General features: G+C 73.9%; 18 protein-coding genes. 8 read left to right on the forward strand and 10 right to left on the reverse strand.

Going from position 1 to position 21,706, the window contains the following annotated elements; translation table 11 throughout:
* Nucleotides 1-1,621, forward strand: a 1,621-nt coding sequence (locus JWR81_RS24710; protein ID WP_367278846.1) for an acyl-CoA synthetase, incomplete at its 5' end; no start/stop codon positions are given.
* A 371-nt stretch (nucleotides 1,622-1,992) separates the two neighbouring features.
* Here the strand turns inward: JWR81_RS24710 and JWR81_RS24715 are convergent.
* A complete protein-coding gene (locus JWR81_RS24715) occupies nucleotides 1,993-2,808 on the reverse strand; it encodes an NAD(P)H-binding protein (RefSeq protein ID WP_297657887.1) in 816 nt (271 codons plus the stop codon).
* Nucleotides 2,809-2,877: 69 nt separating this feature from the next.
* Here JWR81_RS24715 and JWR81_RS24720 point away from each other — a divergent pair, with 69 nt between their 5' ends.
* Nucleotides 2,878-3,264: a helix-turn-helix domain-containing protein gene (locus tag JWR81_RS24720; RefSeq protein WP_297657889.1), complete on the forward strand. Its 387-nt coding sequence runs from the start codon at nucleotides 2,878-2,880 to the stop codon at nucleotides 3,262-3,264.
* 69 nt (nucleotides 3,265-3,333) lie between these two features.
* Here JWR81_RS24720 and JWR81_RS24725 read toward each other — a convergent pair whose 3' ends face one another.
* Both JWR81_RS24725 and JWR81_RS24730 read right to left on the reverse strand, forming a co-directional pair.
* Nucleotides 3,334-5,283, reverse strand: coding sequence for an acyl-CoA dehydrogenase (locus JWR81_RS24725; protein ID WP_297657892.1), 1,950 nt, complete (start codon nucleotides 5,281-5,283; stop codon nucleotides 3,334-3,336).
* Entirely contained in the window at nucleotides 5,280-5,921 is a 642-nt protein-coding gene (locus JWR81_RS24730; protein ID WP_297657895.1) for a TetR/AcrR family transcriptional regulator, read from the reverse strand. The genes JWR81_RS24725 and JWR81_RS24730 overlap by 4 nt, the downstream gene beginning before the upstream one ends.
* Before the next feature lie 57 nt (nucleotides 5,922-5,978).
* Between JWR81_RS24730 and JWR81_RS24735 the strand changes: the two genes are divergently transcribed.
* The 4 genes from JWR81_RS24735 to JWR81_RS24750 all read left to right on the forward strand — a co-directional run bounded on the left by JWR81_RS24735 (nucleotide 5,979) and on the right by JWR81_RS24750 (nucleotide 11,345).
* Nucleotides 5,979-7,289 carry an acetyl-CoA C-acetyltransferase gene (locus tag JWR81_RS24735; RefSeq protein WP_297657898.1) on the forward strand — a complete coding sequence of 437 codons (1,311 nt, stop codon included), beginning with the start codon at nucleotides 5,979-5,981 and terminating at the stop codon, nucleotides 7,287-7,289.
* Between the two features lies 1 nt (nucleotide 7,290).
* Entirely contained in the window at nucleotides 7,291-8,634 is a 1,344-nt protein-coding gene (locus JWR81_RS24740) for a 3-oxoacyl-ACP reductase (RefSeq protein WP_297657900.1), read from the forward strand.
* Between the two features lie 94 nt (nucleotides 8,635-8,728).
* Complete coding sequence (locus JWR81_RS24745) at nucleotides 8,729-9,550, forward strand: MaoC/PaaZ C-terminal domain-containing protein (protein ID WP_297657903.1); 822 nt, start codon at nucleotides 8,729-8,731, stop codon at nucleotides 9,548-9,550.
* Between the two features lie 238 nt (nucleotides 9,551-9,788).
* Nucleotides 9,789-11,345, forward strand: coding sequence for an adenylate/guanylate cyclase domain-containing protein (locus tag JWR81_RS24750; protein WP_297657905.1), 1,557 nt, complete (start codon nucleotides 9,789-9,791; stop codon nucleotides 11,343-11,345).
* Nucleotides 11,346-11,675: 330 nt separating this feature from the next.
* Here JWR81_RS24750 and JWR81_RS34510 read toward each other — a convergent pair whose 3' ends face one another.
* From JWR81_RS34510 to JWR81_RS24775, 4 genes are all read right to left on the reverse strand, one after another.
* Nucleotides 11,676-13,226, reverse strand: coding sequence for a 5-oxoprolinase/urea amidolyase family protein (locus tag JWR81_RS34510; RefSeq protein WP_367278847.1), 1,551 nt, complete (start codon nucleotides 13,224-13,226; stop codon nucleotides 11,676-11,678).
* Entirely contained in the window at nucleotides 13,216-13,968 is a 753-nt protein-coding gene (locus tag JWR81_RS24765) for a LamB/YcsF family protein (RefSeq protein WP_297657908.1), read from the reverse strand. The genes JWR81_RS34510 and JWR81_RS24765 overlap by 11 nt, the downstream gene beginning before the upstream one ends.
* Before the next feature lie 25 nt (nucleotides 13,969-13,993).
* Entirely contained in the window at nucleotides 13,994-14,626 is a 633-nt protein-coding gene (locus tag JWR81_RS24770) for a hypothetical protein (RefSeq protein ID WP_297657913.1), read from the reverse strand.
* An 81-nt stretch (nucleotides 14,627-14,707) separates the two neighbouring features.
* On the reverse strand, nucleotides 14,708-14,947 hold the full coding sequence (locus tag JWR81_RS24775; protein ID WP_297657915.1) for a hypothetical protein: 240 nt from the start codon (nucleotides 14,945-14,947) through the stop codon (nucleotides 14,708-14,710).
* 99 nt (nucleotides 14,948-15,046) lie between these two features.
* Between JWR81_RS24775 and JWR81_RS24780 the strand changes: the two genes are divergently transcribed.
* Nucleotides 15,047-15,895: an SDR family NAD(P)-dependent oxidoreductase gene (locus JWR81_RS24780; protein WP_297657918.1), complete on the forward strand. Its 849-nt coding sequence runs from the start codon at nucleotides 15,047-15,049 to the stop codon at nucleotides 15,893-15,895.
* Nucleotides 15,896-16,233: 338 nt separating this feature from the next.
* Here the strand turns inward: JWR81_RS24780 and ppc are convergent, their stop codons facing one another.
* From ppc to JWR81_RS24795, 3 genes are all read right to left on the reverse strand, one after another.
* On the reverse strand, nucleotides 16,234-19,017 hold the full coding sequence (gene ppc / locus JWR81_RS24785) for a phosphoenolpyruvate carboxylase (RefSeq protein ID WP_297657922.1): 2,784 nt from the start codon (nucleotides 19,015-19,017) through the stop codon (nucleotides 16,234-16,236).
* A gap of 120 nt (nucleotides 19,018-19,137) precedes the next feature.
* Nucleotides 19,138-19,941, reverse strand: a complete 804-nt coding sequence (locus JWR81_RS24790) for an inositol monophosphatase (protein WP_367278848.1) — start codon at nucleotides 19,939-19,941, stop codon at nucleotides 19,138-19,140.
* Nucleotides 19,938-20,264, reverse strand: a complete 327-nt coding sequence (locus JWR81_RS24795) for a metalloregulator ArsR/SmtB family transcription factor (protein ID WP_297657925.1) — start codon at nucleotides 20,262-20,264, stop codon at nucleotides 19,938-19,940. Before JWR81_RS24795 ends, JWR81_RS24790 begins: the two co-directional genes overlap by 4 nt.
* Before the next feature lie 80 nt (nucleotides 20,265-20,344).
* On the opposite strand from JWR81_RS24795, the gene JWR81_RS24800 reads away from it, so the two are divergent.
* Nucleotides 20,345-21,706: HAD-IC family P-type ATPase (locus JWR81_RS24800; RefSeq protein ID WP_297657928.1), on the forward strand; the 1,362-nt coding region annotated here is incomplete at its 3' end.

The following is a 21,706-nucleotide window of genomic DNA, read 5'->3' on the forward strand; positions in this document are numbered from 1 at the left end:
CGGGCCCGGGATCGGGCAGGATCCGTCCATGCCCGACGCCGTGCCGTTCAGCCCCGACACCGCCGCCGCCGTTGCGCGAGCCCGTCAGCACGCGATCGGTGACCTGCTCCGCCGCACCGCGGCCCGCTACCCCGACAAGCTCGCCGTGGTGAGCGGGGACCTGCGCGCCACGTTTGCGGAGTTCGACGCCGCCGTGAACCGCGCCGCGAACGCGCTGGGCGGCCGCGGGCTGGAGAAGGGCGACCGGCTCGCGCTGCTGTCGCACAACTCGTGGCAGTACGCGGTGCTGTCGTTCGCCACCGCCAAGCTCGGCGTGGTGCTCGTGCCCGTCAACTTCATGCTGAACTCCGACGAGATCGCCTTCATCCTCGCCCACTCCGGCGCCTCCGCGATGGTGGCCGAGGACGTACTCGTCCCGACCGCGGAGAAGGCCCTCGCCACGGCCGGCGCCACGGTGGGCATCCGCGGCTGCGTCGGCGCGGCGCAGGAGGGCTGGGAGGACGTCGACGACTGGTGGACCGTCGGCCCGGCCCACGACCCCGAGGTCCTCGTCGGCGACGACGACCCGCTGCGCCTGATGTACACCTCGGGCACCGAGTCGCGGCCCAAGGGCGTGCTGCTGTCGAGCCGGTCGCTGATCGCGCAGTACGTGTCGTGCACGATCGACGGCGGCATGGAGCGCGAGGACATCGAGATCCACTCGCTGCCGCTCTACCACTGCGCGCAGATGGACTGCTTCTTCTCGGTGTGCGTCTACCTCGGTGCCACCAGCATCATCCTGCCCGGCCCGGACCCCGCGAAGCTGCTGGCCACGATCGCACGGGAGAAGGCCACGAAGCTGTTCTGCCCGCCTACGGTGTGGATCTCCCTGCTGCGCCACCCGGACTTCGACAGCACCGATCTCTCCAGCCTCCGCAAGGGCTACTACGGCGCGTCCGCGATGCCCGTCGAGGTGCTGCGCGAGCTGTCGCGCCGGCTGCCGGACGTCCGGTTCTGGAACTTCTACGGCCAGACCGAGATGTCGCCGCTCGCCACGATCCTGCGCCCTGACGAGCAGCTGCCGCACGCCGGTTCGGCCGGCCGCGCGTCGGTCAACGTCGAGACGCTCGTGGTCGACGACGAGAACAACCCCGTGCCCGCGGGGGAGGTCGGCGAGATCGTGCACCGCAGCCCGCATGCCGCGCTGGGCTACTACAACGACGAGGAGAAGACGGCCGACGCGTTCCGCGGGGGCTGGTTCCACTCGGGCGACCTGGGCATCCTCACCGAGGACGGCTACCTGTCGGTGGTCGACCGCAAGAAGGACATGATCAAGACCGGCGGGGAGAACGTCGCCAGCCGCGAGGTGGAGGAGGCGCTCTACCAGCTCGACGGGGTGGCCGAGGTGGCCGTCTTCGGCATCTCGCACCCGACGTGGATCGAGGCCGTGACGGCCGTGGTCGTGCCGAAGGAGGGCGTCACCCTCACCGAGGACGCCGTGCACGCCCACGCGAAGGAGATGCTCGCCGGCTTCAAGCGCCCCAAGTACGTGGTGTTCGCCGACGCGCTGCCCAAGAACCCGAGCGGCAAGATCCTCAAGCGTGACCTCCGCCAGCAGCACGGTGACCTCGCCCAGCGCTGACTGTTCTCGTCCTCGCGATGCTGCTGGGCGCGCTTTCTCGTCGACCTGACAGGAAGGTGTTCGCGCTGGTCACCGCCGTGGTGTCGGTGGTCCTGGTGCTGCAGACCGGCGGGGGCTTCGACGGGTGGTGGCAGCGCGGCCGGTCGCTGGTGGACACCGCGTGGCTGGTGGCGCTCGTCGTCACCCGGCGGGAGAAGGGGCCGGGGTGTCCGGCACGCGACGCGCCGACCGCCCAGGTGGAGTCCATGCGCCGGTCGAGGACCAGCAGGCCACCAGCGTCTGGCCGCCGCGCGCGCAGGCTGTCGAGCACGTGGCGCCGGGCGGTGTCCGCGAGGGCCGCGAACACCACCTCGTCGTCGCTCACGTACCTGTCAATCCTGGAGAGCAGCCTCCACAGCGGTGCGCAGCGGCGTCGCCGGGCGGCCGAGCAGCCTCTCCAGGTCCTCGGACGGCTCGCTGAACAGGTCCGACGCGATGAGCTGGTACACGAAGCCCAGCGGGCCGAGCTCGTCGACGGGCACGGCGCGGTACGCGACCGGCTTCCCCGAGACCTCCGCGACCGTCCGGGCGAGTTCCTCGATGGTCCACAGCGGACCGCGGATCTCGTAGGTCGCGCCGGCGTGCCCGTCCTCGGTGAGGACGCGCGACGCCGCCAGGCCCATGTCGCGGATCGTCGCGAAGTTGACCGGGTTCCCCTCGTCGGCCGCCTTCAGCTCGCCCGTCGCGACGACCTCCTTCAGGCCGGGGTTGACCAGCACCTCCTCGTAGAACGTGTTGCGCAGCAGCGTGTGCGGCACGCCCGAGTCGCGCAGGAGGTTCTCGGTGAAGCCGTGGTCGGCGAGGAAGCCGGGGCCGTCCTGCGCGTGGATCGCGCTCGTGTAGACGACCCGGCCGACGCCCGCCGCCTTCGCGGCGTCGACGACATCGGTGTGCTGGCGTTGCCGGACGCCGGGCGTCACGTCCGAGCCGGAGACGAACTGCAGCACGTCGGAGCCGGCGAAAGCCTCCCGCAGCGACGCGGGGTCGTCGTAGTCGCCCCGGCGGACCTCGACGCCGCGTTCGGCCAGGTCGGCCACCTTCTCGGGGGTGCGGGCGATCGCGACGAGCTCGGTGGCCGGGACGCGCGTCAGCAGGTCCTCGATGACGATGCGGCCCAGGTTCCCGCTGACTCCGGTGACAGTGATCATGGCGAGAACGCTACCCAGAGGGCTTACGATCGGTAAGTACGTACCGGATGGTAAGTATCGGAGGCGAATGTGAGCGCGCAGGTCGTGGAGTCCTCGGGACGGAGGAAGGGTGACGTGTTCGACAGCAACTGCCCGAGCCGCACGGTCCTGGACCACGTCACGAGCAAGTGGGCGGTGCTCGTCCTCGCCGCGCTGCGCACGGGGCCGATGCGGTTCAGCGCGCTGCGCCGGACGATCGGCGGCGTCAGCGAGAAGATGCTCGCGCAGACTCTCCGCACGCTCGAGGCCGACGGCTTCCTCGACCGCGAGGTCGCCCCCACCACCCCGCCGCAGGTGACCTACAGCCTCACCCAGTACGGCGCGGAGCTGACCGAGCATCTGACCGGTCTCGTGGAGTGGATCGCCGTCCGGATGCCCGACATCGAGGCGGGACGCGCCGCGCGCACCGGTTCGTGATCACCGCAGGCCGTACGGCAGGGCCCCGGCCGGGGCGCTCCGGTGCGGGCCGCGGCGATCAGGCGAGGGTCAGCCGACCGCCGTCAGGTCCGCCGGGGCCTCCTCGGCCGGGGGCTGCGTCGTGACCTGCTCGCCGTCGAGCAGCGGGCAGGCGAGCCACATCTCGGGGATGCCGAAGCCGTCCACCAGCTCGCGGGCGTGCGGGCGCAGGGCCGCGCACAGCTCGTTGACGCCGCTGGCCAGAGCCTTGCTGGACCCGCCCGTCAGGTACCCGTGCTCGACGAACCACGCGCGGCGGTTCTCCAGCACCGCGAGCCCGTGCAGCTCCAGCACGTGCTCCAGCAGCCCGCGCACGGTGGCGGGGGCGCGGTCGACGGCGTCGGCGAACGCGTCGAACACGATCCGGTCGACGTGGGCGCGGGCGGCCTCCAGGAGGTGGTCCTGGGCGGCGTTGAAGATCGCGAACTGGTCGACGCCCGGCTTGAGCGCCGCCCGCATCCGCCGGGCCAGGCTCGCGAGCAGGTGCTCCTCGCGCGCGAGGAGCAGCCTGCGCTGGTGGGCGCGGTCGCGGACGTCGCCGCGCAGCAGCACCGACCGGGCGCCCGTGCGCTCCGCCACCTCGCCCCCGACGAGATCGGCCGCGAACCGGACCTTCCCGAGGAGGTCGAGCCTGCCGACGCGCTTCGCGTAGTCCGACAGCAGTGTCTTCGCGACGAGCTGCAGCAGCACCGTGTTGTCGCCCTCGAACGTGGTGAACACGTCGGTGTCGGCCTTGAGCTGCGGCAGCAGGTTCTCCGCCAGGTAGCCGGCGCCGCCCGCGGCCTCCCGACAGGCCTGGATGGTGGCGGTGGCGTGCCAGGTGCCGATGGCCTTGATCCCGGCCGCGCGGGTCTCGAGGTCGCGCTGGAGCTGCTCGTCGGCCGTGTCGGTTCTCGGGCCCGCAAGCGACCCTTCGGCAGGCGTGTCGAACTTCTGCAGGTCGTGCATCCGCCCGACCAGGTCCTCCTGCGCGAAGTGCAGCGCGTAGGTGGTGGCGAGCGCCGGGAGCAGCTTGCGCTGGTGGGCGAGGTAGTCGAGGACGACCACCTCCTCACCGGTGGCCGGGTTCGCGAACTGGCGGCGCGTGGCGCCGTAGCGGATCGCCAGCGTCAGCGCCTTCTGAGTGGCCGTGCCCGCCCCGCCCGCGACGCTGATGCGGCCGCGGACGAGCGTGCCGAGCATCGTGAAGAAGCGGCGCGTCTCGTTCTCGATCGCGCTGGAGTAGGTGCCGTCCTCGGCCACGTCGGCGTAGCGGTCGAGCAGCGCCTCGCGCGGCACGCGGACGCCGTCGAACACCAGCCGGCCGTTGTCGACACCGTTGAGGCCCGCCTTCGGCCCGCAGTCGGTGATCGTGACGCCGGGCAGCGGGTCGCCGGCCTCGGAGCGGATCGGGACGAGGAAGCAGTGCACCCCGTGGCTCGTGCCCCGGGTCACGAGCTGGGCGAACACCGCCGCCATCCGCGCGTCGCGCGCGGCACCGCCGATGTAGTCCTTGCGGGCCCCGGGCTCCGGGGTGTCGATCACGAACTCCTGCGCTGCAGGGTCGTACGTGGCGGTGGTGCGCAGGTGCTGCACGTCGGAGCCGTGGCCGCTCTCCGTCATCGCGAAGCAGCCGAGCAGCGTGCCGTCCATGGTGTCGCGCAGGTAGCGGTCGTGGTGGCGCGCGGTGCCGAGGTTCTGCAGCGCCCCGCCGAACAGGCCCCACTGCACACCGGCCTTGACCAGCAGCGACAGGTCGCCATGACCGAGCATCTGGAACGCGGTGACGACCCCGCCGACGTCGCCTCCGCCGCCGTAGGCCGGATCGAAGCCCTGGTGCGGGCGCTTGCTCGCGGCGAGCTGCTTCATGGCCTCGGCGACGTCGGCCCGGTAGGCCTCGGTCGGCTGGTCGGGGTTCAGCCTCAGCTCGCCGAGCTGTGCGCGCACGTCGTCGCGGACGGTGGCCCAGCGGCCGTCGAGCACCTTCTGCAGGTCGTTCATGAGTTCTCCTCCACGGGAGGGGCCACGACGCCGGAGAGTCCGGCCCAGGCCAGGTCGGTGAGGTGGGAGGCCAGCTCGTCGCGGGACAGTCCCGCTGGCCGGGCCAGCCAGTTGTCGCCGGCGCCCCGCACGAGGCCGACGACGGCGTGACCCCAGGTGGTGGCGGCGGTGGTGTCCTTGCCGGTGCGGCGGAGCTGGGCGGCGATCACGGCGGCCGCCTGGTCGCCGACGAGGGTCGCCAGGTCGCCGACAGGATCCTCGGTGAGCGCGCGGTCGACCAGCGGGCGATGTACCACGAACCGGTACACCTCGGGATCGTGCTCGATGAGCCGCAGGTAGGCGCCGATGCCGGCGGCGGCTTTCTCGCGCGGGTGGGTGGCGCGGTCCATCGCGCTGCGCACGCTCTCGGCGAGCACCCCGGCCACCCGCTCGCACACGGCGACGTAGAGCTCGGCGCGGTCGGTGAAGTGCCGGTAGACCACCGTTTTGCTGGTGCCGGCCCGCGCCGCGACGTCGTCCATGCCGACGCCGGCGCCGTGCTCACGGATGGCGAGCAGCGCCGCGTCGACGAGCTCGGCGCGCCGCGTGGCGCGGTGCTCGTCCCAACGGCTGGCTCGACGATCCCGGGTGGCCTTCACGGAACTCAGAGTACCGTGTACTTTTAGTACTGGCTACCGATGGGTAAGGAGAACCCCATGACGGACAACCCCCAGGATCGACGCAGGGCTGCCGTGATCGGCGGCAACCGCATCCCCTTCGCCCGCGCGAACGGCGCCTACGCGAAGGCGTCCAACCGCGACATGCTCACCGCCACGATCGACGGCCTGGTGGCCCGCTTCGGCATCGCCGACGAGCGCCTCGGCGAGGTGGCCGGCGGCGCCGTGCTCAAGCACAGCCGCGACCGCGACCTCACCCGCGAGTCCGTGCTCGGCAGCCGGCTCGCGCCCACCACCCCGGCCTACGACGTTCAGCAAGCCTGCGGCACCGGCCTGGAGACGGTGGCGCTGGTCGCCAACAAGATCGCCCTCGGGCAGATCGAGAGCGGCATCGCCGCCGGCGTCGACACCGCGAGCGACGCTCCCGTCGCCGTCAACGACGACTTCCGCCGGATCCTCATGGAGCTCAACGGCGCCCGTTCTCTCGGAGACCGGCTCAGGGCCGTCGCGAAGATCCGGCCCGGCCAGGTCGTGCCCGAGATCCCCCAGAACGCCGAGCCGCGCACGGGGCTGTCGATGGGCGAGCACGCCGCGCTCACCGCGCAGCAGTGGCACGTCAGCCGCGAGGCGCAGGACGAGCTCGCCGCCGCCAGCCACCAGCACCTCGCCGCCGCCTATGAGCGCGGCTTCTTCGACGACCTGATCACGCCCTACCTCGGCTTGACCCGCGACGCGAACCTGCGCGCCGACTCCACGGCCGAGAAGCTCGCGAAGCTCAAGCCGGTGTTCGGCAAGGGCGAGGGCGCGACCATGACGGCGGGCAACTCCACGCCGCTCACCGACGGCGCCTCCTCCGTGCTGCTCGGCTCCGACGCGTGGGCCGCCGCGCACAAGCTGCCGGTGCTGGCGCACGTCGTCGACGTCGAGACGGCCGCGGTCGACTTCGTGCACGGCGACGGCGTCCACGGCCCCGACGGCCTGCTCACGGCCCCCGTCTTCGCGATGCCGCGGCTGCTGGAGCGCAACGGCCTCACGCTGCAGGACTTCGACCTCTACGAGATCCACGAGGCGTTCGCGTCCACGGTGCTGGCCACTCTGGCGGCGTGGGAGGACCCGGCGTTCGCAAAGGAGCGTCTGGGTCTGGACGCCCCGCTGGGCTCGATCGACCGGTCTAGGCTCAACGTCAACGGCTCCTCGCTCGCCACCGGCCACCCGTTCGCCGCCACCGGCGGGCGCATCGTCGCGACCCTCGCGAAGCTGCTCCACGAGAAGGGCAGCGGGAGCAGGGGCCTGATCAGCATCTGTGCAGCCGGCGGCCAGGGCGTTGTCGCGATCCTCGAGGCGGCCTGACATGTCCAACGACACCCTTCGCGATCTCTCGCAGAACCCGCTCGTCCAGAAGCTCGGCGTCCCCCGCATCCCGGTGCTCCGCCGCCACAAGCCCGGCGCGCCGCTGCTGGCCGGGCCCGCGCTGGTCGGCGCGATCGGAGCGGGCCGGTTCGCCGACTCGATCCACGCCCTGCTCGAGGACGCGGGCGTGACCGACGCGGGCGAGGAGGGCAAGGTGGCCGCCGTCGTCCTCGACGCCACCGCCGCCCGCACGCTCGACGACCTCGCCGCCGTTGCGCGGTTCCTCACCCCTGCGGTGAAGCGGCTCGCCCCCGGTGGGCGGCTGCTCGTGCTCAGCCCGGAGGCGGGCGCGTCCGATGTGGAGGCGGCCGCCGTCGCCCAGGCCTTCGACGGCCTGATCCGCTCCGCAGGCAAGGAGGTGCGGGCAGGCGCCACCGCGAACCTGCTGACGGCGGCCCCCGACGCCCCGCCCGCGGCCGTCGACTCTTCGGTGCGGTTCTTCCTCTCCGCCCGCTCCACCTACGTCGACGGCCAGGTCGTCCGAGTGGGCACACCCGTCGGCCCGGCGCAGGACCCGGTCGGGATGGACGACCCGCACGACGTCGACCACCCGCTGGCCGGGCGCGTCGCCGTCGTGACCGGGGCGGCGCGCGGCATCGGCGCGGCCATCGCCGCCACCCTCGCCCGCGACGGCGCCACCATCGTGGCCGTCGACATCCCGGCTGCCGGGGAGGCGCTCGCACGCGTGGCCAACACGGCCGGGGGCACGGCGCTGCAGCTCGACATCACCGCGCCCGACGCGGCCGAGCGGCTGATCGCGCACGTGCAGGAGCGGTACGGGAAGGTCGACGTCGTCGTCCACAACGCCGGCATCACCCGCGACAAGCTGCTGGCCAACATGGACGCCGACCGCTGGAACGCCGTCATGGCCGTCAACCTGCGCGCCCAGCTCGCGATCAACGCGGCCCTGCTCGACAGCGACGTGCTCAGCGACACCGGCCGCGTCGTCTGCGTCGCGTCCACCAGCGGCATCGCGGGCAACCGCGGCCAGAGCAACTATGCGGCGAGCAAGGCCGGCGTGATCGGGATGGTCCGTGCGCTCGCCCCGAAGCTCGCGGAGCGCGGGGCCACGATCAACGCGATCGCGCCCGGGTTCATCGAGACCGAGATGACCGCGAAGATGCCGCTCGGCACCCGCGAGGCGGGGCGCCGGATCAACAGCCTCCGCCAGGGCGGGCTGCCCGTCGACGTCGCCGAGACCGTCGGCTGGCTGGGGCAGGCCGAGAGCGGCGGCGTCACCGGGCAGGTCGTGCGCGTGTGCGGCCAGAGCCTGCTGGGGGCGTGAGATGCCTCTGAGAAGCAGTCGGACGGGAAACAGCCGGGACAAGGGCTCCCCAGACGCATCTCCGGGTCTCGGAACGCTCTACGCCAAGGCGGCGGTGTCGTCCGTCGGCCCCCGCGCGCACACGCTGCCCGACACCGAGCTGTGCACGCGGGCCACGGTCGACCGCGCCCGCCTCGCCGAGTACGACCGGGTCTGCGGCTTCGCGTTCGATGACGCCCTGCCGGCCACATACCCGCACCTGCTGGCCTTCCCACTGCAGGTGCGGCTCATGGCGGGTCGCTCGTTCCCGCTGCCGCTGCCAGGGCTCGTCCACATCGCGAACGCGATCACCGCGCACCGCCGCATCGACGCGTCCGAGACGCTCGACGTGCGGGTGCGCGCCGAGCGGTTCGTACCTCATCCCAAGGGCGCGCAGGTGGACCTGGTGGCGGCGGTCGACGCAGGCGGCGAGCGGGTCTGGGACAGCCACAGCACCTACCTGGCCCGCGGCGCGAAGGCCCCCGACGAAGCCCCTGCGAGTCGACACGAACCGGTGCGCGAGTCGACACCGACCGGTGCGCGAGTCGACACGGACGGCACCCCGACCGCCACCTGGCGCGTCGATGCCGGCGCCGGACGGCGCTACGCGGCCGTCAGCGGCGACGTCAACCCGATCCATCTGCACCCGTGGACGGCGAAGGCGTTCGGCTTCCCGCGGGCCATCGCGCACGGCATGTGGACCGCCGCCCACGCCCTCGCCGCGTTGCAGGGCCGCCTGCCCGACGCGCTGACCTACGACGTGGAGTTCGGCCGCCCGCTGCTGCTGCCGTCCACCGTGGAGCTGCGCACCCGTGCCGTCGACGGCGGCTGGGACCTCGGCGTCAGCTCGCGCGGGAAGGCCCACCTCACCGGCGCGATCCGGCGCAGCGTCGGCTGAGCGCCTCGCGACGGCGCGGGCGCACACCGTTGGGGGTGCACCTCGTGGGTCTGATCGTCGCTCCGGCTCACGGCGTCGACCACCGCCGTGAGCGGGGCCCTCTTCGGGAGAGCGCCCCGTGCGCCGGCGTCGAGGGCGCGGCCGATGCGCTCGGTGTCGTCGGCGCCCGAGGGCACCGCCACGCACCGGTGCGGGACCAGCGGCGCAAGTTGCCTCGAACGGCCTAAACTCCCTGATCATGGCGCGAGCGCGGCGGTCGGTCCTGGGCATGCCGACCCGCCTCGCCCTCGGCGCGGCCATCACGCTGGCGAACATCATCGGCGCCGGGGTCGTGCTGGTGCTGGCCGCCTGGGTGCTGCCCGAGGGGCCGCTCGCCGATCCGGGGCGCGTGCGGCTGCTCAACCTCGCCCTGTTCGGCGGCTACCTGGTCGTCGCCGTGCCCGTCGGGATGTTCTGGGGCAGCCGGCGGTTCTTCCTGCGCCACGGCGGCGACGCCGACACGCGGCTGCGGCGCGAGCGGCGCGTGGTGCTCTACGGGCCGCTGCGGCTGGTCACGGTGCAGGCGGTGCTGTGGCTGCTGGCCGCGGTGGTGTTCGCGGGCCTGAACGTCGGGTTCTCGCCGCGGCTCGCGCTCTCCATCGGCGAGACGGTGCTGCTCGGCGGCATCACCACCTGCGCGATCTCGTACCTGCTCGCCGAGCGGATCCTGCGCCGCACCGCGGCACGGGTGCTGGGCGACGAGCCGCCCGGCAGACGGATCCTGCCCGGCGTCGTCGTCAGGTCGCTGCTGTTCTGGGCGCTCGGCACGGGTGTCCCGGTGGTCGGGGTGTTGCTGGCGGCGGTGTCGTCGCTCGTGTTCGACGACGTGCCGGCGAGCCAGCTCGCCGTGATCGTGCTGTCCATCGGCGGCACCGCGCTGGTCATCGGCCTGCTCGTGACGGTCGGCGCGGCGCGTGCGGTGGCCGATCCGGTGAACGCCGTGCGCCGTTCGATGGGCCGCGTCGAGCGCGGCGACCTCGACGCCGGTGTCCCCGTCTACGACGGCACCGAGCTCGGGCAGCTGCAGGCGGGCTTCAACACGATGGTCTCCGGGCTCCGCGAGCGCGAACGCATCCGTGACCTGTTCGGTCGCCACGTCGGGCGCGAGGTGGCCCAGGCCGCCGCCGACGCGGGCGAGGTGCGCCTCGGCGGGGAGGTCCGCCGGGTCGCAGTGCTCTTCGTCGACCTGGTCGGGTCCACCACGCTCGCCGCGGAACGGCCTCCGGACGAGGTGGTGGCGCTGCTCAACCGCTTCTTCGCGGTGGTGGTCGAGGTGGTCGAGGAGCACGAGGGCTGGATCAACAAGTTCGAGGGTGACGCCGCGCTGGCCGTGTTCGGGGCGCCCGTCGCCACCACCGACCCGGCCGGCTCGGCGCTGGCCGCCGCCCGCTGCCTTGGCGAGCGACTGGCCACTGAGCTCCCGGACGTCGACGTGGGCATCGGCGTCTCCGCCGGCGACGCCGTAGCGGGCAACGTCGGCGACGTCCGGCGCTTCGAGTACACCGTGATCGGCGACCCGGTGAACGAGGCCGCCCGGCTCACGGAGCTCGCGAAGGAGGTGCCCGGCCGGGTGCTCGCGGCGGCCCGGGCGGTGGACCTGGCGTGCGAGGCGGAGGCGGAGCGCTGGTCGGTGAGCGGCACGACGGTGCTGCGCGGCCGTCCGGAAGCCACCCGCCTCGCGGTGCCCGCCGGCAGGGCCTCCACCCCGCACGACGGCGCGGCGCAGGCGGCGGGGGCCGGGTCCGGCGGCGTGTGAGCAAGGGCGCTTCTCGCGGGTGGATGGCCGGAAACCCGCGCGAGATCGAGGGTGCCCCCGATCAGCGTCGGGCTGGTGACGATCACCGCTCCGCCCGCCGGCGGGTTCCGATGCGGCGCCCTCGCCGCTGTGGCGGTCACGTCGCTGGCGTGCACCGTCGGTGCGATCGGGTGCCTGCCGTTCGCGCCCGGGCCGGTCGACGACCTCGCCTCGGAGGCCGCCGAGGCCATCGGCTGGCTCGTCCACCTCGGGCTGGTGCCCCCCGCGCTGGCGTTCAGCACGTGGGCCTACGCGCTCGCGCGGATGGATGCGGGCAGGCGTCGGCGCGGATCATGTGCGCTCCTTCCAGGGGGACGGGACGAGGGTGAAGCGGACCTGCTGGCCGGGGCGCACCTGCGCGGCCCGATCCACATCGGCGTCGAGGACGACGGCGACGACGGGATAGCCGCCCGTGACGGGGTGGTCGGCGAGGAACAGGACGGGCTCGCCGCCCGGAGGCACCTGCACCGCGCCGCGGACCATGCCCTCGCTGGGCAGCTCGCGCCGGTCGAGCCTGCGCAGCGGTTCGCCCTCCAGCCGCATGCCAACGCGGTCGCTGCGGCTCGACGCGGTCCAGGTCGTGCGGGCGAGGGCTCCCGGGTCCCCGGTCCAGCCGGCGCGCGGGCCGAGCACGGCCCGCAGCGTCACCGTCCCGGACGGCGGCACCGCCACCGGAGCCACGTCGATCAGCGGGAACGCCGACGGCTCCGGCCCCACCGCGAGAACGTCCCCGGGGCCGAGGGGGGCCGGTCCCACCCCGGAGAGGACGTCGGTGGCACGCGATCCGAGCACGGGCTCGACCGCGATGCCGCCCCGCACGGCCAGGTAGGTGCGCAGCCCGCTCGGCGGCACGCCCAGCGTGAGCACCTGTCCACGGCGCAGGGGCAGCACCGCATGGTGACCCATCGGGCGCCCGTCGAGGTCGGCCGGTGCGGGGGCGCCCGCGAGCGCGACGGTCAGCGGCTGCCACGCGCGCACGGACAGCCCGCCGAACACGACCTCCACCCCCGCCGCGTCCTCGGGATTGGCGACGAGGCGGTTGGCCAGCCGGAGCGCCGCGCGGTCGGCCGCCCCCGACCGGCCGACGCCGGACGCGGCCAGCCCCGGCCGTCCGAGGTCCTGGACCAGGGACGATGCGCCGACGGCGAGCACCTCCAGCCCTCCGGCACGCGGTGCGGCCGCGGCCCTGCTCGGCTGCCCGGCCTGCTCCGTGGCGTGGTCGGCCCGGACGAAGCGGACCTCCGCCCCGGGTTGCAGCAGCGCAGGGGGCTCCCGCGTCTCGTCCCACAGGACGGCGTCGGTGCGGCCGATCAGCTGCCAGCCCCCCGGCGATGAGCGGGGGTAGACGCCGCTGAACTCCCCGGCCAGGCCCACCGAGCCCGGTGGCACGGCGGTGCGCGGCTCGTCACGGCGGGCGACGTGCAGCCGCTCGTCGCCCCCGGCGAGGTAGGCGAAGCCGGGCGCGAAGCCGCCGAAGCCGACGCGCCACGGCGTGGCCGTGTGGGCCTCGACGACACCCTCGGCGCCGAGGCCGGTGATCCGGCCGACCTCCTCGAGGTCAGGGCCGTCGTAGGTCACCGGGATCTCGACGGTGGAGCCCGCCGGCGGCCCGGCCCCGGCCTCGACGGGCAGGGCGAGCACCATGCGGCGCAGCGCGGTGAGGTCCGTGCCGGGCGCGGTGATGAGCAGCACCGTCCGGGCCGCCGGCACCACGTCGAGCACCCCGGGGGGCGCCGCCTCGCGCAGGGCCGCGGCCAGCGCCAGCACCTCGGACAGCCCCCTGACCTCGACGAGGACGGCGGCATCGCCCGTCGCGAGGACCGTCCGCGCGTCAGAAGGCACGCAGCTCGACCCCGGCCGACCCGAGGCCGTGGCGGACGGCCTGCGCCATCGCGACGGCCCCCGGCGAGTCGCCGTGCACGCAGACCGACTCCGCCGTCACCCGCACGTCGCTGCCGTCCACCGCCGCGACAACGCCGTCGGTGACCATCCGCAGCGCCCGCGTCGTCACCGCGTCGGGGTCGTGCAGCAGGGCCCCCGGCTCGGACCGTGGCACGAGCGTCCCTTCTGGCGTGTACCCGCGGTCGACGAAGAACTCCGGCACCGCCCGCAGCCCGGCCTCCTCGGCGGCGCGCAGCAGCTCCGAGCCCGGCAGCCCGAGGACGGGGAGTGCGGCGTCGTAGTCGCGCACGCCGGCCACCACGGCCCGCGCCTGGCCGGCGTGGTGCACGACCGCGTTGTAGAGCGCGCCGTGCGGCTTGACGTAGCGCACCGAGGTGCCCGCCACCCGGCACATCCCCTCGAGCGCGCCGAGCTGGTAGACGACGTCGTCGGCGAGCTCCCCGGGATCCATGTCGACGAACCGGCGGCCGAACCCGGCGAGGTCGCGGTAGGACACCTGCGCACCCACGGCCACCCCGCCGCGGGCGGCGCGGGCGCAGGTGCGGCGCAGCGTCGTCGCGTCGCCCGCGTGGAACCCGCAGGCGACGTTCGCCGAGGTCACCAGTCCGAGCATCGCGTCGTCGTCGCCGAGGGTCCAGCGGCCGAACGACTCGCCGAGGTCGGAGTTCAGGTCGATCCTCATCGTTGCTCCCTCGCAGCGGCGGCTCTCACAGGGTGGCCAGCCCGTCGAGCGACCGGTACCCCAGGAAGAGTGTGGGCTGCCGGGCCGGCACGCCGCCCCGAGCAGCCACGCCGGAAACCGGTGGCCGCCGAGCAGGGCGCGCCGCCGCCACGGAACCCACAGCACGACCGTGAACCCGATCGGCAGGATCAGGCCGTTGAAGGCGCCCGCGAACACCAGCAGCCTCACCGGGGCGGCGCCCACCAGCACGTAGAGCAGCGCGATGAGACGCGACGCTCAGCAGGCTGCGGCGCCGCGGTGAGGCGCGGTTCGTCGTCGGGAACGACACCGGGGTGTAGGCCGCACCGATCACGGACGTGATGCTCGCAGCCCACAGGATGGTCCCGAACACGCGCAGGCCGATCTCGCCCGCCGCCGCCTGGAACGCGCTCGTGGCCGCGTTGTCGGCCGCGAGGGTGACCCCGCCGGCCCCGACGCCGAGCACCGCGAGGAAGAGCGGCACCCGCATGACGCCGGTGACGAGGATGCCGATGATCGAGCTGCGCGAGATGCCCCGCACGTGCTCGGGGCCGGTGAGGCCGGAGTCGAGCAGGCGGTGCGCGCCCGCGTAGGTCCCGCGTAGGTGATGTAGCCGCCGACCGTGCGGCACCCACGGCACGACCGGCAGACGGCGCTGCTGCTCGCCGAGAACCAGCTGCCCGTCGCCTACGACGCCCTGTGACGGGGTGGGTTTCGGCGTTCAGCCGTCACGGCGGAACTCCTCCGGGTCGCAGCGCAGCCCGGGGCACCAGCCCGACGACGTGACGCTGCGGCGGCTCTGCGGCACGAAGCGGCCGTGCAGATGCGGGCCGTCCTCGTCGAGGGCCCAGTGCAGGAACTCCTCCTCCCACGGCCGGTCGAGCAGGAGACGGCGCTGCTCGACCTCGGTGATGGCCGCCGAGGCCTGGGACACCTTCGCGAGAATCTGACGCAGACCCACGCGTCCACGGTGCGGGGTCCGGGCGGAAGTTTCGAGTGGGTTACCGGCGACGTTCGTCAAGATTCAGCCAACATCGTCGCCGGGGTGCAGGATCGGGGCGTGACCGACGAGCGACGTGTGGCCCTGGTGACCGGTGGGGCGAGCGGGATCGGGTTGGCGACCGTGCGCCGGTTCGTGGCGGACGGCGGGCGGGTGGTGCTGGCCGACTACAACGCGGACGCCGGCGCCCGGGCTGCGGAGCAGGTCGGCGGCGACGTCCGGTTCGTGCGCGCCGACGTGGCACAGGAGGCGGACGTCGAGGCCGCGGTGGCGGCATGCGTCGACACGTTCGGGCGGATCGACTGCGTGGTCAACAACGCCGGCGTCGGCGGCGCCTTCGGCCGGCTCACCGACATCGAGGTGGACGACTGGGACTACACGTTCGCCGTCCTCGTGCGCGGCGTCTTCCTCGGCGTCAAGCACGGGGCGCGGGCGATGCAGGCCGCCGGCCGGGGCGGAGCGATCGTCAACGTCGGCTCGGTCGCGGGGGCCTCCGCGGGCGCCGGGCCGCAGGCCTACTCCGCGGCCAAAGCAGCGGTGATCAACCTCGGCCGGGTGGCGGCTGCCGAGCTGGGCCCCGACCGGATCCGCGTGAACACCGTCTGCCCCGGCCTGATCGTGACGCCGCTCGTGGGTGCGGGTGAGGCCACCGCCGCCGCGGTGATGGCCGAGGCCCAGCCGTGGCCCGACCTCGGCCGCCCCGAGGACGTGGCGGAGGTGATCGCGTTCCTGGCCTCCGACGCGGCCCGGTTCGTGACGGGCGAGGAGATCACGGTGGACGGCGGTCTCACCGCCGCCGGCCCGCGGATGCACGCGGCGTACGGCGGCGACCCCGGCCGCCGCGGCCTGTCCGGGGTCAACCGGGGGACGACGGGCGAGGCGCCGACCATCCGTCATCGCCCGGCCTGACGGCCCGACCTGACGGCCCGGCTTGACGGCCCGACCTGACGGCCCGGCTTGACGGCCCGGCTTGACGGCCCGGCCTGACGGCCCGGCCTGACGGCCCGACCGCCGGGGTCCCGGCCGCTGATCACGGGCGGCTCCCGGCCCCGAACCGACGATCACGCTGCCCGGCCGCCGCCGGCACGCCGCAGAGCCTCGACCGGACCGCCCGCGTCCGAGCAGACCATGACCGGCGTCTGCGGCGCGGAACCTGCACCGTGCACCTCCCGCACCGCGGATGCCGATCATGGCGGCCTGTGCGCATCGGTGTGCGGAGCACAAGGTGCTGGGCGAAGGGGGGCGGGTCAGCCCGTGTTGCGCAGCCCCGCCGCGATGCCGTTGATCGTGAGCAGCAGCGCGCGGTGCAGGTCGGGGTCGGGCTCGTCGGACTTGCGCCGCTGGGCCAGGAGCTGCACCTGCAGGTGGTGCAGCGGCTCCAGGTACGACGCCCGCACCGACAGGGTGTTGCGCAACACGGGGTGCCGGGCGAGCAGGGTGGGGGATCCGGTGAGGCGCAGCACCTCCCGCAGCGTGAGAGCGTGCTCGGCCACGATGTCGTCGAAGATCGGGTGCAGGGACGGGTCCACGAGCTCGGCCACGTAGTACCCGGCGATCCGCAGGTCGGTCTTGGCCAGCGTCATCTCGACGTTGCCGAGCAGGTTGGTGAAGAACGCCCACTCCCGCATCTCGTCGAGCTGGGGCCCGAACCCGGCCTCGCGGGCGGCCTTCAGCCCGCTGCCCAGCCCGTACCAGCCGGGCACGACCATCCGGGTCTGCGTCCAGCCGAAAACCCACGGGATGGCGCGCAGGTCGTCGAGGGTGGGGGCGCCCTTGCCGGGCCGCTTCGACGGGCGGGAGCCCACGTTGAGTTTGCCCAGCTCGTCGACGGGCGTGGCCGAGCTGAAGAACTCGGGGAGGCCCTCGCGGCCGACGAGGTCCCGGTACGCGGAGCGCGCCGCGCCGGACACGACCTCCATGGCCTCGTCCCAGCGGTCCAGGGTGGCGCCGTCCCAGCGCGACGACTGGTGGGTGAGCGTGGCGTCCAGCATCGCGGCCAGCATGATCTCGATGTTGTCGTGGGCCAGCGCGGGCAGCGAGTACTTGTCGGAGACGACCTCGCCCTGTTCGGTGACCTTCATCGTCGCGTCCACCGACCCGAAGGGCGCGGACGCCACGGCCTCCGCCGACGGGCCGCCGCCGCGTCCGACCGACCCGCCGCGGCCGTGGAACAGCCGCAACCGGACGCCGTGCTCGGCGGCGACGTCGCGCAGCTGCCGCTGGGCCCGGTGGATCTCCCACTGGGACGTGGTGATGCCGGCGAGCTTGTTGGAGTCGGAGTAGCCCAGCATGATCTCCTGCAGGTCGCCGCGGTTGCGCACCTGCTGGCGGTAGCCGGGCACGGACAGCAGCCCGTCGAGCAGCGGGCCGGCCTGGCTGAGCTCCTCGGCGGTCTCGAACAGCGGCACGAGGTCGATCGAGCTCCGGGGGCCCCCGCCGGATGTCGAGCGCAGCTCCACCATGAACGCCTCCCGCGCGAGGATGGTCACGGCGAGCAGGTCGTCCACGCCCTGGCACATCGACACGATGTAGGTCTGCGCCGCCTCGCGGCCGAACTGGTGTTGCACATCGTGGAGCAGGTCGAACGTGTCCAGCACCTCCTTGGCCGCGGTGGGCAGGCCGTAGTGGCGCCGGACGAGCGGGCGGCCGCCGTCGAGCTCCTTCGACAGCAGCGCCGTGCGTTCCTCGCGGGTGAGCTCGGCGTAGGGCTTGTCCAGCTCGCCGAGCGCGTCGTAGACGGCGCCGAGGGCGTCGTGGTGGCGCTGGCTGTGCTCGCGGATGTCCAGCTCGGCCAGGTGCAGGCCGAGCGCGCGGGCGGTGCGTAGGGCGCGGGCCAGTGTGCCGTCGGCGATGCGGTCGCCGAGGTGCCCGCGCAGCGAGCGGTCGAGCACGGCGAGCTCGGCGATGTAGGTGTTCGGACCGAGGTAGTCGATGTCCGGGCGGTGCGTGCCGTGCTCGCGGATCCGCTCGCGGGTGTTGGCGAGCTTGGCCTGGATGTAGGAGAGCTTGAGCCGGTAGGGCTCGTTCGCGTTGAGGCGGATGAAGCGGTCGTAGACCTCCGGCAGGGCGCGGCGGTCGCGGGCCAGCGACCCGCGCAGCTCCTCCGACACCCCGACCACCCGTGTGGAGATCGACAGCTCGCTGATCAGCTCCTCGACCAGACCCTCATGGATGCGGATGGCCCGGTCGGAGTACAGCTCCAGCACCTCGCGCGTGACGGCGGGCGTCACGTTGGGGTTGCCGTCGCGGTCGCCGCCGACCCAGCAGCCCAGCACCAGCGGCCGGGCGCCCTCGGGCACCGTGAAGCCGGCATTGCGCACCTCGCGCTCGAACTCCCCCAGCAGCGCGGGGACGGCCGTGCGGCCCAGCTGCTCCATGTACCAGCCGATCGCGCGGGCCTCGTCGGCCACGGTCGGCTTGCCGGGGCGCAGCTCGTCGGTCTGCCACAGCAGCTCGACCAGCATGGCGAGCGTCTCGTCCCCGGCACCGTGGTCGAGCTCGTCGGCCACGCGGCGCAGGATCGCGAGCACCGACTGCCGCGACGACTCGGTGGGGTGCGCGGTGAACACCGGCCGCAGCTCGGCGCGGGAGAGCACGTCCTGCACCTCGTCCCGGTCCGGTCCGGCCGAGCCGGCGCTCTTGGCGAGGCGCTCCATCAGCCGGCGCAACGGGCCGCGACCGTCGGGGTGGGTGGCGGCGAGCTCGCGGGCGCGGTGGCGCTGCTCGGCGATGTTGGCGAGCTGGAAGTACTGCGAGAACGCCCGGGCCAGTGACACGGCGGTGCCGGTGTCCAGCCCCGAGAGGAGCTGCGTGATCCCCGCGTCGCCGTTGCCCTCGATCGCGGCGCGGGACAGGCGGCGGACCTGCTCGACGAGGTCCAGCAGCTCCTGGCCGCCGTGGTGGACGAGCGTCTGGCCGAGCATCGTCGAGAGCTTGCGGATGTCGGCGCGCAGCGCCTCGTGACCGGACTCGGACGTGACGCCCGCGTGGGCGGCCATCGAGTCGGGAGCGAGCAGTTCGGGGGTGCTCACAGCGCCTCCAGGAACGAGGGAGGCCGCTCGCGACGGTGGGAACGACAGACGGTGGGAACGACAGAACGCCCGCATCGTCCCCCTCGGGGCGCCGCCGGCGCCAGCCCCGGCGCGGTGGCCCTAGCGATTCAGCATAGCTAGGAGCTCGTCGTGGATCGGGCCGTTGGTGGCGACGACGTCGGTGACGTCCGCCGAGTTCACGCGGCGGCCGGTGAAATCGGTGAGCAGCCCGCCGGCCTCCTCCAGGATCAGCTGACCTGCGCTGATGTCCCAGGATGCCATCGCCCGCTCGACGTACGCGGTGAAGTGCCCCGCCGCGATGTGGCTGAGGATCAGGGCAGGCGCCCCGGGGAAGCGGACGCCGCCCGCGGCGTTCATCAGCGTCTCGAACATGGCGGCGAACGCGGCGATCTTCTGAGGGTCCGACGACTGGATCTGGCTGACGACCACCGCACGCGCCACCGTGTCGGTGTGGTCGACCTTCAGGACCACGCCGTTGCCGGTGGCGCCCCGGCCGCGCCCGGCGGACCACAGCTCGTCGTGCACCGGGTCGAAGACGGCGGCGGCCACCGGCTCGTCGGCGCCGTGCTCCCGGCACCGCAGGGCCACCGACACGCAGTACCAGGGGATGCCGTGCGCGAAGTTGCTCGTGCCGTCCAGGCCGTCCACGAGCCAGACATGCGCGGCGTCGGCGCCCGGTTCGACGCCGTCCTCGCCGATGATGCCGTGGTCGGGGAAGGCGGCCCGGAGCGCCGTGACCACCGCCGCCTGCGACGCGCGGTCGGCCGAGGTGGTGACGTCGACGCGGGCGTCCTTGAGCGTGAGTTCGACGCGGGTGCGGTCGGTGGCGGCCAGTACGGCCCCGCCGGCGCGCGCGGCGTCGATCGCGACGGGGACCGCGGCGTCGACGAGCCGGCAGGTCAGCGTGCGCTCACGGGAGCGGGCGCACCGAGCGCGAGGGCCTCGGTGAGCAGCGCGCCGACGTCGGCGCCCGGCGAGTAGTAGATGAACGTGCCCTCGCGGCGGCCCTCGACGAGGCCGGAGAGGCGCAGCTTGGCAAGGTGCTGGCTGACCGCGGTGGGGGCCGCGCCCACGAGCTCGGCGAGACAGGCCACGGACGTCTCGCCCTGCATCAGGGCCCAGAGGATCTTGAGCCGGGTGGGGTCGGCGAGCAGGCGCAGGGCGTCGCTCGCCCGCCGCACCTGGTCCGGGTGCGGCATGGCGAATCCGTCGATGCCGTCATGCACGGGTCGAGTCTACCTCTGCACAACTCTTCAGATAACGGGTCGCTGCATATCTGCGTGGATGCGTAGGTATGCTGACACGCATGCTCGCGTTCCGCTCCGTGCCCGAGGTCCGCTGGGCGGCGCTGTCGCTGGCGGGTTTCGCGCTCGCCGTGCCCGCCGACCTGCTCGGTGCCCCCGGACTGCTCGTCGCCGTCCTCTACGCCGTCTGCTACCTCGCCGGGGGCTGGGAGCCCGCGGTGGAGGGCGTGCGGGCGCTGGCCGCGCGCACGCTCGACGTCGACCTCCTGATGGTGGTGGCCGCCGTCGCCGCCGCGGCCATCGGCCAGCAGCTCGACGGCGCACTGCTCGTGGTCATCTTCGCGAGCTCCGGGGCGCTGGAGGCGGTGATGACCGCCCGCACCCGGGCCGGCATCAACGCCCTGCTCGACCTCGCACCCGAGACGGCCACTGTCCTGACGAACGGCGCCGGGCACCGTGTCCTGACGAACGGCGCCGGGCACCGTGGGGCCGACGAGCGCGTGGTGCCGGTGTCGGACCTGGTCGTGGGCGACGAGGTGCTGGTCCGGCCCGGCGCCCGCATCCCGGCCGACGGCACGGTTCTCAGCGGGGCGAGCGACGTCGACGCTTCCGGGCTGACGGGTGAGCCCCTCCCGGTGCGGGCCGCCGTCGGCGACACGGTCCGGGCCGGCACCCTCAACGGCACGGGCACCCTGCGCGTGCGGGTGGACCGCGACCCGTCCGACACGGTGGTGGCCGGGATCGCCGCCCAGGTCCGCCACGCCGCGGAGACGAAGGCCGCGCGGCAGTTGGCCGTCGAGCGCATCGAGCAGCGGTACTCCTCGGCGGTGGTCGTGGGCGCGCTCGCGCTGCTGGTGGTGCCGCTGCTGTTCGGCGCGGAGTTCCGGCCGACGCTGCTGCGCGCGATGACGTTCATGATCGTCGCATCGCCGTGCGCGGTGGTGCTGGCGACGATGCCGCCGTTGCTCGCCGCGGTCGCCGTCGCCGGGCGTCGCGGCGTGCTGCTCAAGGACGTCACCGTGGTGGAGGCGCTCGCGGCCGTCGACACGGTGGCACTGGACAAGACCGGCACGGTCACGCTCGGACGGCCGCGCGTCGCGGCCGTGGAGACGTTCGGGATCCCCGCCGACGAGGTGCTCGCCCTGGCCGCTGCTGCCGAGGCCGGCAGCGAGCATGCGCTGGGCCGCGCGGTCCGCGACGCCGCTGCCGGCCTCCGGGTGCCCGTCGCCGAGGACTTCGCCGCCCTGCCCGGCATCGGGGTCTGCGCGAAGGTCGACCGGACCGAGGTCGTCGTCGGGCGGCCGGCGCTGCTGGACGGCGGCCCCGCGGTCGCGCACGGCGCCCCGGTGCTCGCCGGGATGGGCGCAGGCCGTCGGGCGGCACCGGCGAGCGATGCGGGCGGGCGGGCAGCGGCCGCCGCGGCC

The sequence above is a fragment of the Pseudonocardia sp. genome (assembly GCF_025965585.1).
In the GTDB taxonomy this organism is placed as follows: Bacteria; Actinomycetota; Actinomycetes; order Mycobacteriales; family Pseudonocardiaceae; genus Pseudonocardia.

What these genes read in the sequence shown, in the direction of transcription:
- JWR81_RS24715 (WP_297657887.1), bottom strand. Translation starts at nt 2,808, where the DNA reads ATGATCACTGTCACCGGAGTCAGCGGGAACCTGGGCCGCATCGTCATC.
- JWR81_RS24725 (WP_297657892.1), bottom strand. Translation starts at nt 5,283, where the DNA reads ATGAACGACCTGCAGAAGGTGCTCGACGGCCGCTGGGCCACCGTCCGC.
- JWR81_RS24735 (WP_297657898.1), top strand. Translation starts at nt 5,979, where the DNA reads ATGACGGACAACCCCCAGGATCGACGCAGGGCTGCCGTGATCGGCGGC.
- JWR81_RS24740 (WP_297657900.1), top strand. Translation starts at nt 7,291, where the DNA reads ATGTCCAACGACACCCTTCGCGATCTCTCGCAGAACCCGCTCGTCCAG.
- JWR81_RS24750 (WP_297657905.1), top strand. Translation starts at nt 9,789, where the DNA reads ATGGCGCGAGCGCGGCGGTCGGTCCTGGGCATGCCGACCCGCCTCGCC.
- JWR81_RS24765 (WP_297657908.1), bottom strand. Translation starts at nt 13,968, where the DNA reads ATGAGGATCGACCTGAACTCCGACCTCGGCGAGTCGTTCGGCCGCTGG.